Annotated in this window: 10 protein-coding genes and 1 pseudogene; 3 read left to right on the top strand and 8 right to left on the bottom strand. The window is 32.5% G+C overall.

Annotated features, from left to right (window positions below; all coding sequences use genetic code 11):
• Both ACNARN_RS17360 and ACNARN_RS17355 read left to right on the top strand, forming a co-directional pair.
• Positions 1-226: pseudogene (locus tag ACNARN_RS17360) on the top strand (hypothetical protein); the annotation flags it as partial.
• 212 nt (positions 227-438) lie between these two features.
• Positions 439-1257 carry a 5'-nucleotidase, lipoprotein e(P4) family gene (locus ACNARN_RS17355; protein WP_196534143.1) on the top strand — a complete coding sequence of 273 codons (819 nt, stop codon included), beginning with the start codon at positions 439-441 and terminating at the stop codon, positions 1255-1257.
• A gap of 126 nt (positions 1258-1383) precedes the next feature.
• On the opposite strand, the gene ACNARN_RS17350 is transcribed toward ACNARN_RS17355, so the two are convergent.
• The 8 genes from ACNARN_RS17350 to ACNARN_RS17315 all read right to left on the bottom strand — a co-directional run bounded on the left by ACNARN_RS17350 (position 1384) and on the right by ACNARN_RS17315 (position 10664).
• Complete coding sequence (locus ACNARN_RS17350) at positions 1384-1548, bottom strand: hypothetical protein (RefSeq protein ID WP_196534142.1); 165 nt, start codon at positions 1546-1548, stop codon at positions 1384-1386.
• A 219-nt stretch (positions 1549-1767) separates the two neighbouring features.
• The gene (locus ACNARN_RS17345; RefSeq protein ID WP_196564517.1) at positions 1768-3204 is read right to left on the bottom strand and encodes an HlyD family type I secretion periplasmic adaptor subunit; all 1437 of its coding nucleotides are present in this window, start codon (positions 3202-3204) and stop codon (positions 1768-1770) included.
• A gap of 18 nt (positions 3205-3222) precedes the next feature.
• On the bottom strand, positions 3223-5346 hold the full coding sequence (locus ACNARN_RS17340; RefSeq protein ID WP_196534140.1) for a type I secretion system permease/ATPase: 2124 nt from the start codon (positions 5344-5346) through the stop codon (positions 3223-3225).
• 70 nt (positions 5347-5416) lie between these two features.
• Entirely contained in the window at positions 5417-8491 is a 3075-nt protein-coding gene (locus ACNARN_RS17335) for an RTX family hemolysin (protein ID WP_196564516.1), read from the bottom strand.
• A gap of 11 nt (positions 8492-8502) precedes the next feature.
• Positions 8503-9015, bottom strand: a complete 513-nt coding sequence (gene hlyC / locus ACNARN_RS17330; protein ID WP_196534138.1) for an alpha-hemolysin-activating lysine-acyltransferase HlyC — start codon at positions 9013-9015, stop codon at positions 8503-8505.
• Positions 9016-9491: 476 nt separating this feature from the next.
• Complete coding sequence (uraH, locus tag ACNARN_RS17325) at positions 9492-9863, bottom strand: hydroxyisourate hydrolase (RefSeq protein ID WP_409283474.1); 372 nt, start codon at positions 9861-9863, stop codon at positions 9492-9494.
• Between the two features lie 285 nt (positions 9864-10148).
• Entirely contained in the window at positions 10149-10310 is a 162-nt protein-coding gene (locus ACNARN_RS17320) for a YnfU family zinc-binding protein (RefSeq protein WP_215534280.1), read from the bottom strand.
• A 162-nt stretch (positions 10311-10472) separates the two neighbouring features.
• Positions 10473-10664, bottom strand: a complete 192-nt coding sequence (locus ACNARN_RS17315) for a hypothetical protein (RefSeq protein ID WP_004247006.1) — start codon at positions 10662-10664, stop codon at positions 10473-10475.
• Positions 10665-11431: 767 nt separating this feature from the next.
• Between ACNARN_RS17315 and ACNARN_RS17310 the strand changes: the two genes are divergently transcribed.
• Positions 11432-12559 carry an ABC transporter substrate-binding protein gene (locus tag ACNARN_RS17310; protein ID WP_416304766.1) on the top strand — a complete coding sequence of 376 codons (1128 nt, stop codon included), beginning with the start codon at positions 11432-11434 and terminating at the stop codon, positions 12557-12559.
• Positions 12560-12643 lie beyond the last annotated feature (84 nt).

Genomic DNA, 12643 nt, shown 5'->3' with positions numbered 1-12643 from the left:
AGGTAGTGTAGAGACTCCATATAGCTTGCCTTTAGTCTGTGCAACAAGTCAGTTTGTGAATGCGTCTTATCAGGATGACCATATTGATTGGGCCAAGCGCAATACGGGGATACGTTTTCGGGGAAAACAGATTTTTGTGAGTGAACGGATACGTGATGCTCATCGGCAACATCATGTAGAGCAACGTATTCCCTTTTATGTCCTCAATGGCTCACTTTATTTTTAAATCTTTCTGCATTCACATTAATAATGTGATGAATTTCAAATTTTATTTATTGATTTTCTTGACTTATTTTATGAACATTATCACAACAGCGAACGCACGTTATACCGTGTTAATATCAATAAATCATAATCCATATTTAGCCCACGTTTGTGTAGGCTTTTTTTTAACATTGTAATCATTTTCTGCTAAATACTCACTAATAAGGAGTTTTTATGAAAAATTTGAAGTTGCTACTGTTAGCATTTGTTACCGCGTCAATACTATCTGCTTGTAGTAATCATGCCAATGTTGAAAATCATGAACAATTAACATTACAAAACCAAGCAGTATTAGGTCTTGTTTGGACACAGCAATCTGGTGAATATCAAGCTTTGACACACCAAGCTTTTAATATAGCCAAAACAGCTTTTGAGCATGCAATTGTAGCAAAAGATAAGAAAAAAGCTGTCGTGGTGGATTTAGATGAAACGATGATTGATAACAGTGCTTATGCTGGTTGGCAAATTGAGAATGGTCAGGGTTTTAGCCAAGAATCGTGGACAAAATGGGTAAATGCACGCCAAGTCTATGCTATTCCTGGTGCCGTGGATTTTGCGAACTATGTCAATACACTCAATGGTACCATATTTTATGTATCAAATCGTTTAGATAAAAGTGAACGTCAAGCAACAATTGATGATATGAAACGTTTAGGTTTCCCGAATGTTTCAGATAAAACTTTATTATTAAAAACAGATAAATCAGCGAAGTCTGAACGTTTTAATAGTATTTTGAACCAAGGCTATGACATTGTGCTTTATGTAGGAGATAACCTAAATGATTTTGGAGATACAACTTATCATAAATCAAACTCAGAACGTCGAGATTTTGTTACATTAAATGCGAAAAAATTTGGTACAAAATATATAGTTTTACCAAATCCTAATTACGGTGATTGGGAGGGAGGGTTAGATAAAAATTACTATAAAGGTGATTTAAAAAATAAATTAAATATCCGTAATAATGCTATTCGTGCTTGGGATGGTAAATAATTAATACTCATAAAATGCTATTGGATTATATTAATAGCATTTTATTTTTATTTTTCATATGAAGTTTTTTGAGGTAACTTATAGAATAATGAATATATATCTGCTTAAGTAGTTGGCGTATTAAGATCAATTATCGGAATACTCTATTTTTTCAGTCTCTATTATTTCAGGCATTCGATCACTATCAGTCCATACTTCTTCTTGCATTTTTTCAATGTGGTTTTTCTTCTCCTTAAAATAAGGAGTTGATAGAAGGTGATGAATGTGATTGATTTCGTCGGAAGCTGTCATTAATTATCAAAGTGATGGTTTTGAGAAAATCAATAGATTAGTAGATGTAACGTTCGAACCTAGGTGATTGAAAATTTGAGCTCATGAATATGGGGAGCTCAAAATTTAGGACACTATAATTTATAGATAGTTCTAGAAGATAAAAAACATGTTGCCCCTCCTAAAAGTCGAAAAAATACAACTTTTAGAAGGGACTATTAAATACTGGATATTTAAAAATTAACGCTCATGTAAGCTTTCCGTTACTGATTCTTCTAAGGGACTAAGAAGATAACTTATTACGCTTCGCATCCCTGTCTTAATTTCAGCAGTTACAGCCATACCTGAGCTTAATGGAATATTTTTATTTCCAATTGATAGATTATTCTCTTCAATAGAAACAATGACATTAAAAACAAGTCCTAATTGTTGGTTTTCTATTGCATCTAAATTAATATTTTTTACTTTACCAACTAAATAACCATATCGAGTATAAGGAAATGCTTCTACTTTAATAATGACGTTTTGCCCAACATTAATAAAACCAATATCTTTATTTTGCACTAATGCTGTAACTTCCAGTGTGTCATTTTCTGGCACTATTACCATTAACGTTTCAGCTGTTGTAACGACGCCACCTTGGGTATGAACTTTCAATTGCTGAACCTTCCCTGAAACAGGAGCTCTAATAACTGAGGCTTGTTGGCGCTCTTCATTTTTCTCTAATTCTAGTGTTAATAACTTAACACTATCTGTTGTTTGTCGTATTTTATCTAAAATTTCATTTTTAAATAACTGAGTGACTAGTTGATATTCTTCTTTTGCTAATAAAATTTCACTTTCAATTTGCTCTAATTGAGTTTTGTAAACACGTAGTTCATTTGTAGCTTCAAGATATTTGTTCTCTTGCTCAAGTACAGCATGTTTTGAAATAGCTTGCTTTTGTAATAATTTCTTAAAATCATCTAAACGACTCTTTTCAATTTGTGATAATTTTTCATAACGATTTATGCGTGTAAGTATTGTTAATCTTTCTGCTTTTTTCTTATCTAAACTTAATTCTTTTTGATATTTTTGATTCTGCCAAGTTGAAAATTGCTCTTCAATTAAAGATGTTAAACGTAACATTTCATCTTCAGAAATATTTTGAAGGTCTGGATCATTAGGTAATTTTATCTCTGGTAACTTATTTGATTCAATTGATTTAACCAGTATTTGATAACGAAACTGTTCCAGTTTCGCTTGTAGTAATGATGATTGTGATTTTAATGTATCAGCCTCAGCTCCTAATGCGGTAAGTTTTAATAATACATGGCCTTTTTTAACTAACTCACCTTCTTTTACCATAATTTCTTGAACTATTGAGTTTTCAATAGGTTTTATTTCTTTACTTCGTCCACTTAATGCTAATTTTCCATTTGCAGTGGCAACAATTTCAACTTTACCCAAAATTGATAAAATAATAGCAATGACTAAAAAGGCCATAATAAAATAAGCGATTAAACGTGGACGTTTAGATACAGGGGTTTCAATTAATTCCAAATGAGCAGGTAAAAATTCATGTTCATCTTTTTCACGTATAGGCGCATCTAATTGTTGGCGGATCTTCCAAGTTTCACTCCAAACGACTTTATAGCGTAAAAAAAACTCATAAACACCCATTAACCATGTTTTCATATTATTCTTCTCTTTTTATTAATCTGATTGTAATTGATGTAAATAGTGATATAGGCTTTCGGGATCAGAGAGAAGTTCCTTGTGTTTGCCTTGCTCGATAATTTGTCCTTTTTCCATGACAATAATACGATCTGCATTTTTTACTGTGGATAAACGATGAGCAATAATAATGACTGTTCTGCCTTGGCAAATTTTGTGCATATTACGCATAATGACATGTTCAGATTCATAATCTAAAGCACTGGTTGCTTCATCAAAAATTAAAATCTTGGGATTATTGACTAAAGCTCGAGCAATAGCGATTCGCTGGCGTTGCCCTCCAGATAAACCAGCCCCTTGTTCACCAACAATTGTGTTATAACCTTCACGTAATTCTGAAATGAAATCATGAGCGCCAGCTAGTTTTGCAGCATGAATAACTTTTTCCACAGGCATACCAGGGTCTGCTAATGCTATATTATCAATAATACTGCGGTTAAGTAGTACATTATCTTGTAATACAACGCCAACTTGACGGCGTAACCAATTGGGATCCGCTAATGCAAGATCATGTCCATCAATAAGAACTTGGCCATTTTCAGGGATATAAAAACGTTGAATTAATTTCGTTAATGTACTTTTTCCTGAACCTGAACGTCCAACAATACCGATGATTTCGCCTTGTTTAATATTTAAGTTAATATTATTTAAAATAATTGGCGCGTCAGGTTTATAACGAAATCGAATATTACGAAATGAGATATCGCCGTTAATTTCTGGCAATGTTAATTTCCCTTGATAACTTTCAGTAGGATAATTAAGTACATCACCTAAGCGAGTCACAGAAATACCAACTTGCTGAAAATCTTGCCAAAGTTGAGCAAGACGAATCACAGGAGCAACAATTTGTCCTGCTAGCATATTAAAGGCAATTAATTGACCAATGCTTAAATCACCAGAAATAACCAAGTGTGCACCCAGCCAAAGATTAATAATCATAACGGCTTTTTGTATTAATTGTATTCCTTGTTGACCTATAGTTGCTAACACCGTTACTTTAAATCCAGCTGCAACATAGCCTGCTAATTGTTTATCCCATATATTTGTCATTTGAGGTGAAACAGCCATGGCTTTAATTGTGTTAATTGCTGTTACAGACTCAACTAGGAAAGATTGATTATCCGCATTACGAGCAAATTTATCATCTAAACGGCGGCGTAAAATAGGGCTAATAAAAATAGACCATGTAGCATAACAAGGTAATGAAAATAAAATAACTAACGTTAATTTTGGACTGTAATACCACATTACAGCAAAGAATATAAATGAAAATAGTAAATCTAAAATAGAGGTTAATGCTTGGCCAGTTAGAAAATTACGAATTTGATCTAATTCTCTCACTCGAGCAACAGTATCACCTACACGACGACTTTCAAAATAAGAAATAGGTAGTGCTAATAAATGCCGAAAAAGTTTTGCGCCAAGTTCAACATCAATACGACTTGTACTATGTGTAAAAATATAAGTGCGCAAGCCACTTAATGTAATTTCAAATATGGCTACGACAGCTAATGCGATAGTAATAATATTGAGAGTTGAAAAGCCTCTATGTACTAAAACTTTATCCATAACCACTTGGAAAAAAAGTGGTGTAATTAAAGCAAATAATTGTAAAAATACAGAAACGATTAATGTTTCAATAAATATTTTTCTGTATTTAATAACAGCAGGAATAAACCATGTGAAATCAAACTTTGCTAATTTACCGATAACAGAAGATCGAGAGGTAATTAGAATAATATTACCTTGATATAAATCTTCAAATTCAGCTTGTTCAAGAACTCGCGGATTTCGTTGTTCTAAATCATAAATTAGATATCTATTTGATTCTTTATTTACTTTAGTTAGAATAAAATGATGTCCATCCTCTCGCCAAACTAATGCGGGAAGATAAATAAAGTTTAATCGTTCAATTGTTTTTTTTACTGCCTTTACTTTTAGTTCTAAAGATTTCGCAGCAAGCAACCATGAAGTTAAATCTAATCCAACACCATTAATATCAAACTTATGTTTAATTTCTTCAGGGTTAATAGAAATATTATGGTATTGGGCTAATATTTCCAATGCATATAACCCATAATTATTTTTATGATGAAAATCCATCGTGACTCCAAAAAAATAGCAATCCTATTTGACGTAGTCCTATAAGATTGCTATTAACTGAATTAAAATATTATGCTAATGAGGTTAAAGTTATTGAGTTACTATTATACGAAGAACCACTAATATTATTGGATAGCTGTAATAAAGATGCCGCAGCTTTCTCTTCTTTAACATCAAAACTACCAGCAGCTGAAATTATTTTGCTAATCTCATTTATTAATGGGGTAAGATTTTCTTTATTCGCATAAGTTGATGCATGATGTCCATACACATAGTTAGCCTGATTATTTTTTTGTTGATACTCAAATGCTTTATTAAGAGACTCTGGTGTGATTATTCGACCATTTTTGTCAAAAATTTGCTCTATCTGGTGGTTAGAGATATCATTTGATTCTTTTTTAAACCAATTTTTAAATGTGATACCATTTTTATGACCAATTGAAAGGGCATTATTTTCAAACCTATACATAACGAGGTCATTATCTTCTCGCTTAAAGGCAACGTCTTGGAAATCAATGTCTGTTAAGCTAAGCTTATCGTTTTTCCCACCATCATCTTCAATGATATGATGACCATATCCAGAAAGATAGCGATAAATATCATCACCATATCCACCTTTCAGAACATCATTTCCCTCTCCGCCATCAAGTAGATCTATCCCCTCACTACCGTACAGCTTGTCATTACCTTTTCCACCAAATAATACATTTTTAGCATAAGAATTGCCTTGTACTTGCAGCTCATCATCACCAGCACCACCGTTTAGGTAATTATTGCCAGTCCCACCAATTAGCTTATCGTTGCCATCACCACCATAAAGTTGATCATCACCATTTCCACCTCTTAAGGTATCATTACCTTTATCCCCATATAAGCGGTCATTACCATCATTACCTTCGATATAATCATCACTATCTGCACCATGGAAAATATCACTAAATTTACTGCCAAAAAACTTATCGGCGCGATTAGTACCGATTATTTCTTCCACTGAATATAAATTATCAATTGCTGTTAAATCTTTACCGTCAATATGTTTAAATTCATAATCACGATATTGAGTTTTTTCGGTTCTTTTTCCAACAGAAACTTCTTGCTCCTTCACGACTTCTTGTAAAATCTTAACATCTCCACCTAATCCACGTGTAACAGTATAATTACCAGCTTCTGTTGCTTTTGTACCATCAATTGTTAAATAACCAGTATCTGTTTTATCATAATAAACAACATCATGACCTTTACCTGCATAGATATTAGCAGAGCCTGCAGCTAAAAATATTTTATCATCACCATCTCCCAGTTGTGATTCAATGCGAATTTCACGATATTGGTCACGACCAACTAATGCATGCTGAATTAAATTGGAGTAATCATATACAGATCCTTTATTCTTAACTCCTTTTACAGTCCATTTATCAACACCTTTGACTAATAATTCGGTCATATATTCATATTTTCCAGACTGTTTTCTATTACGAATTTCTTCGCCTGGTGTTAATAATGGTGTAATAAATTTAAGTAATGTTGATGATTTACTATCAGAAAGATCAATATTACCTTTTAATGGATCAAATATTTGTTTTTGAAATTCATTTGGTTTTTTCTCTAGGCGTTTTCCTTCTTCATAATAATCAATATAACTTTTACCACTAAGTGTTTTTGCTCCATTTTTAGTAACACTTGCTAACTCACCAATAAGCTCATCCCAATGTTGTTGAGTAATAAGAACAGATCTTTCAACAGAATATTCTTTATTATATTGAGATAGCAATTTAAAGTTATCTTCTAAAAAAGCAGAGTGGCGAGCATCGTATCCATTTTCAAAAAAGTTTTTACCGTGTGTTTTCTCCCATTCAGCAATAGTATTAGCCATTCTATTTGCAACATGTTCAAACATTGATTGTTTTGAAGCTTCCAATATGCCTGAAATAATGCCAGTGATAGCTCCAACTAATGCACTTATTGGTGCTCCAATGAGTGATGCCGTTGAAGCTGCACTAATACCCGCAGATATAGTACCTAATGCAGTATTGATAGTGGTTAATGATGCATCAATAGCTCCTGTTTCTTTGCGGAAAGCTGCAAGTAAGCTATCTCCTTCGTAACCAAATTTTTTAAAACGCTGAGAATACTCTTCAATTTTATTTGCACGCTTAAACTGATCTGCAATAGCTAGGAATGATAGTGGGCTAATTGCTAATGTTACTGCAGAGGCGATTAAACCTGCACTTGCAGCTGAAGTTGATAAACCTTGTGCAACACGTTGTGCGAGAATATATTGAGAAACTGCTTTACCCACGTTACCTAATACTTTTGTTGTTAATTCAACCCCAGCTGCAGCTTTGGTACCTGTATCTGCATCTGCATTACTTAAAATAAAGCTTGCTGAAATAGCTGATAAAATACCAGAAACAGTATCTAACCCTGTACCCAATTTATCTAAGTTAGGTAAATTTTGTAATTTATTACCAACACCATTTAAGTGTTTTGTATTAGATAATACACTTCCTAATTTATTTAATTGCTGAGAAAAAGCACTGATATTGTTATTTAAACTAGAGGCTGTATCCACTAGTTGATTAATAAGATCAATACTCGCTTTTGCCAATTCACTAGAACTAACATTTTCACCATTTTTTTGTTTTTTTATTAATTCATTTATCTCCATTGAAGAGAGTGCTGTACCTAAAAAATTTTGAAGAGTTGATAATACACCACCTGCTTTATTTAAATTATCGCCTATATTTTCAGCACTTCCTCCCAATTTATTACCTATTTTTTGATATTTTTGTATTATCTTGTCTAATTGTGGTGCAAATATAGCTACACCTCGCTCAGTAAGCCCAAGTAATTTCTCTGTCGTACCGAATACTTGTTTAGTGATTGCAGTGCCATTTTTTTCATCATATTGAACTTCAATACCTAATTCATCTGCAACCTTAACAAGCTCATTAAGACTTGAGCCTTGTCCTTGATAATCTTTAGGAATTAACAAAATAAGTTTATTTCCTGCATTACGTGCTTGATCAGCTACTTTTTTTAACGCATCTTTTGTGGTTTGTCCTGCAGATTGAAATTTTTTTGTTGCTAACTGCTTTGCAGATTGAAGTGACGTTTTAATTTGTGCAGTGGTCATTGTTGACATATAATTCACCTTTAACCTATCAATGAAAAATTAAAATCTGACTTATTTTTAACTTCGGTTATTAACTCGTAGTGATATTGTTTAAATATTTTATTAGCTAATTGTTTATCGATTTTACCTCCATGAAATTCTGACACTTTACCGACCTGAGTTTTTGGATCTACTCTGATAGCCCTAAATAATTCATTAGGAAAGTTTTTTCGCATATATTTATATAGCGCTCCGTTATCTCCAAAAGGAGCTATCCAATCAATGAACCATTTACGGTCACCAGAAGTCCAATCTTCAGCAACTAAAGAAGTAACATCATTAAGATATTTAATTTCATTTTCTAAATTTAGATTAGCCCAACTGCAATATGCAATAGGAAAGCTATCCCGAGTCAATAAAGCATATTGGTTAGCTCGTATTGCAGGTAATACATTTATTGCAAATAAAGAAATAGGCCAATTTCTATGTAGAGAAGAACTAGCCCATAACCATGAAATATGCCCAAGGACCTCCAATGGATTGTTTTTATTCATCATTATCTCATTATGAATACAATACTTAGGGCTGCGTAGTTTAATACTTTTTTTTGAAAAAAGTAAATAAGAGAATGATAATCAATTTAATGTTTTTTTAAGCTTTGAAAATATATTTCAAACATCAAACAAAACCTTATAATTTATATGTGTACTATTCTACTTTATAGAAAGTACTTTTGCTTTATAAAAGTTTCAGATTTTTCAATAAAATAAAAATATAGTTATCGATATATAATACTTTTCATTCATAGAATTTATGAAATAACTATTACTATTTTACGTATTAATATTAAATGCTATTCATTAGTAATGATGTGTGTTAAAAAATTTTTTTTACATTTTTTTTGTTTTTTAATAAAAATAATATTGTTAATAATCACTCAAGATATGATGATATATATTCAATAATGAAACTATATAATAAGAGCCAATCGTTATGATTGGCGTTGGACTTCAATACATTAATTTAAAAATTAACTACCTCGATAAGTAGAGTAGCCATATTGGCTTAAAAGCAATGGAATATGATAGTGCTCATTAACATTATCTATACGGAATTCGACAGGTATTTCAGGAAAAAAGCTTTCTTTTCCTTGATTTTTAAAATAGTCGCCAGTTTTAAACACTACTCTATAATCACCAGTAGAAGGGGAAGTAGAGTTGTCTGGCCAAATAGCTTTAATTCTACCATCATTGTCAGTTTTTCCCGAATTCAGTAATACCCAATTACTTGACTGTTTTTTCTCTAATGTAACTTCAACGTTAGGAGCTGGTTTACCTGTTTGTTGATTTAGTATATGAACACTTAGTAAGTTACTTGCCGCAATTGAAATAGCGGGAGTCATTATTAAAGGTGGTAGTAATAAAAATATAATACTCTTTTTCATGTCGATATCCTTTTATTATTAACGTGAAATTATTCTATCTACAAGAGACAGTAAGTGACCTTACGATAATATTACATTTTTGTAATCTGAATGATTTAGTAAAAAATAGTATTGGTTAGAGTAGGTTGCGTATTCTTGCTTCTCTTTCTATAAAACAATAATTGCCCATTAAAGTATGCTATCAAGTGTATTTGTTGTTGCCGTTCTATTTCCACGGCAACAACCAGCATATTCAGTTTATTTTTATATTTTATTGAAATAAAACATGTAGCCACAATTAGGGCACAATAAAATTAGGTTCTTTTTAAGCTTGTGTTTGTTTTGCTTTGCGACATAAGAACAACTTGGGCAGGTAACTTCTACTAGTGCGTCTTGAAACATTCTTATCACATTAAAAGCTTTCATATCTTTCACCCATTATAGGGATATCGTGATTCAGTGTACGCTACTTTGTATTTAATTGCTCAATTTTTGTTCTTTTATTTGTGGTGACAATTTTTATTACACCACATGATAAAGCACAGCAAGTACGTTTGAGTATTTAAGGTGCCAGAAACTGCCTGTTGGTTAGCCAACTACCACACACTCACCTTCAATAAAATCCTCTCCGTCATCTTCGCATTTCACAAGACGACACTTTCCACATAAGCCATATCGACTAACGACACAACGAACACCAGGAGAGCTACTTGAGCCTTGGTGTTTGTTTTGTCGTCTCTCATAGCTGGATATTTTTTCTAACAAGCCATCTTTAACCATGCTATCTAATGTTCTGCGAGTAGATTCGAGAATACTTTTCTTGTTAAAAGAATCCTATCCTTTAAGCATTAAGCTACACCAGAAACCTCAAAAGGAGGGGCGCCTATTTCGCCAGCTACTCATGCAAAATTATCAGGCTTAAATAATTCCATTATCTTTTTTTCTTTCTGGATTAGCTTCATGAGGTTCATAACAGCTCCAGTTAGTTTTTGGATAGGTGGAATTAAAAATGAGGAGGTGGTATAAAAGTATCACCTTTCTTTTTTTTGCATTCATGTCTTATCTAAAAATAACCTCTAAAAATCCAAAAGGGGTATTTATGGGGGTATGAAAATTTATTTGTATGTTTATTTTTATATAAATCAGTGTGTTAACCTATTTATTTTGTTCTCTCCTCCTCCGCCATTTCAATATCTCCTAGCGTCTCCTGAAGTCTCCCAATTCCAGTAAAATCAAACCTTCGTACTAAATCATTGTCTCCTGAAGTCTCTTGAAAGAACCACCATTGTTGGTAAAACCAAAATGGGTAATAAGATGCTAAAAGCTTTAGAAGATCTAACTGAAATAGTCAGCTAAATTTCTGCGTGTATGATATATCATTCATCACTTGCTACCCTTATTATAATGTTCCGTGACCTTTGTTTTATAACAAACTTAGATGCCGCTCTATTAAGGCTAATTTATTTAATAGTCAGATAAAGATGATTTCTTATTGATGATGTTAATGATAATTGTTAGCATTAACTCTCTATTATGGAGAGTATACTATGAAAAATAAATATCACCTGCTAGCAATATCTCTTTCAGCATTACTTCCTTTTACCGCATCAGCTACAACATATCCAGTTACTATTACTGATACAGATGGGCAAAAAATAACGTTAAAACATGAACCAAAACGCATTATATTACAAGATGGTAGAGATATTTTAACGCTAGCTTTGCTTGATAGAAATAATCCGTTTGAAAGGGTTGTAGCATGGAATAATAATCTAAAAAAATCGGACCCACAGACAGTTTCTTTATTAGAACAGAAATGGAAATCTAATATAAATGCAATCCCTGATATGGGGTTTAATGACAAAGGTGAGGTTAATGCAGAGCAAGTTATTGCGCAACAGCCTGATGTTCTGATTGCTCAACTAAGAGCAAAACCCGCATTAGAAGGATCAGGTGTTGTCAGTATTTTAAAAGAGGCCAATATTCCTATTATTTATGTTGATACTTTCTTAGAGCCAGTCAAAAATACGAAAGAAAGTGTTGAACTTCTTGGTATCATTTTAAATAAAGAGAATGAAGCTAAAGAATATACAGATTTTTATCAACAACACCTAGATAATATTAAAAATAAAACTCAAGAAATTAAAAATAAACCAAGTGTATTTGTAGAAGCAAAGGCTGGAGCTAATGGTGATGGGTGCTGCTTTACACATAATAATGCAGGTTGGGGTGGTTTGATTCAAGCTGTTGGTGGTGACAATATTGGTAGGCATTTCTTACCAGGAGCCTCGGGTGTTATTTCTTTAGAACAAGTTATTAGCACTAAACCTGATGTATATATTGTAACGGGATCTCGCTGGATTAATAAAAATAATATTTCTGCACCATTTGGTTATGGGGTATCTAACAAAGAGGCTCAAGAAGGTTTCAAACGATTGAAGAGTCGAATTGGATTTAATCAAATCACTGCGGTTAAAAATGAACGATTATATGGTATATATCATAATTTCTATAATCATCCATATAACATCGTTGGCTTAGAGTATTTAGCAACCTTTATTTATCCTGAACAATTTGCTGAATTAAAGCCAGAAAATACTTATAAAGAGATAATAGAAAAATATACCACATTACCCAACGCTGAATTTCTTTGGGCAGCAAAAGCAGATAAATAAAAATTCAAGTTATAGCCCTTTTTTTAAGGGCTTTCTATCTTCATTTACATTTCGAACAATCAGAGTATCTACTTTTGATTCGTG

The sequence above is a fragment of the Proteus sp. TSJ240517 genome, from assembly GCF_047921575.1.
Lineage (GTDB): Bacteria > Pseudomonadota > Gammaproteobacteria > Enterobacterales > Enterobacteriaceae > Proteus.
Note: the sequence above shows the minus strand (reverse complement) of the source record. Positions and strands in the feature narration are given on the sequence as shown.

Bases quoted from the DNA above. Each gene is read 5' to 3' on its own strand.
- ACNARN_RS17345 (WP_196564517.1), bottom strand. From the start codon at position 3,204: ATGAAAACATGGTTAATGGGTGTTTATGAGTTTTTTTTACGCTATAAA.
- ACNARN_RS17315 (WP_004247006.1), bottom strand. From the start codon at position 10,664: ATGGTTAAAGATGGCTTGTTAGAAAAAATATCCAGCTATGAGAGACGA.
- ACNARN_RS17355 (WP_196534143.1), top strand. From the start codon at position 439: ATGAAAAATTTGAAGTTGCTACTGTTAGCATTTGTTACCGCGTCAATA.
- ACNARN_RS17320 (WP_215534280.1), bottom strand. From the start codon at position 10,310: ATGAAAGCTTTTAATGTGATAAGAATGTTTCAAGACGCACTAGTAGAA.
- uraH (WP_409283474.1), bottom strand. From the start codon at position 9,863: ATGACTCCCGCTATTTCAATTGCGGCAAGTAACTTACTAAGTGTTCAT.
- hlyC (WP_196534138.1), bottom strand. From the start codon at position 9,015: ATGAATAAAAACAATCCATTGGAGGTCCTTGGGCATATTTCATGGTTA.
- ACNARN_RS17335 (WP_196564516.1), bottom strand. From the start codon at position 8,491: ATGTCAACAATGACCACTGCACAAATTAAAACGTCACTTCAATCTGCA.
- ACNARN_RS17310 (WP_416304766.1), top strand. From the start codon at position 11,432: ATGAAAAATAAATATCACCTGCTAGCAATATCTCTTTCAGCATTACTT.
- ACNARN_RS17350 (WP_196534142.1), bottom strand. From the start codon at position 1,548: ATGACAGCTTCCGACGAAATCAATCACATTCATCACCTTCTATCAACT.
- ACNARN_RS17340 (WP_196534140.1), bottom strand. From the start codon at position 5,346: ATGGATTTTCATCATAAAAATAATTATGGGTTATATGCATTGGAAATA.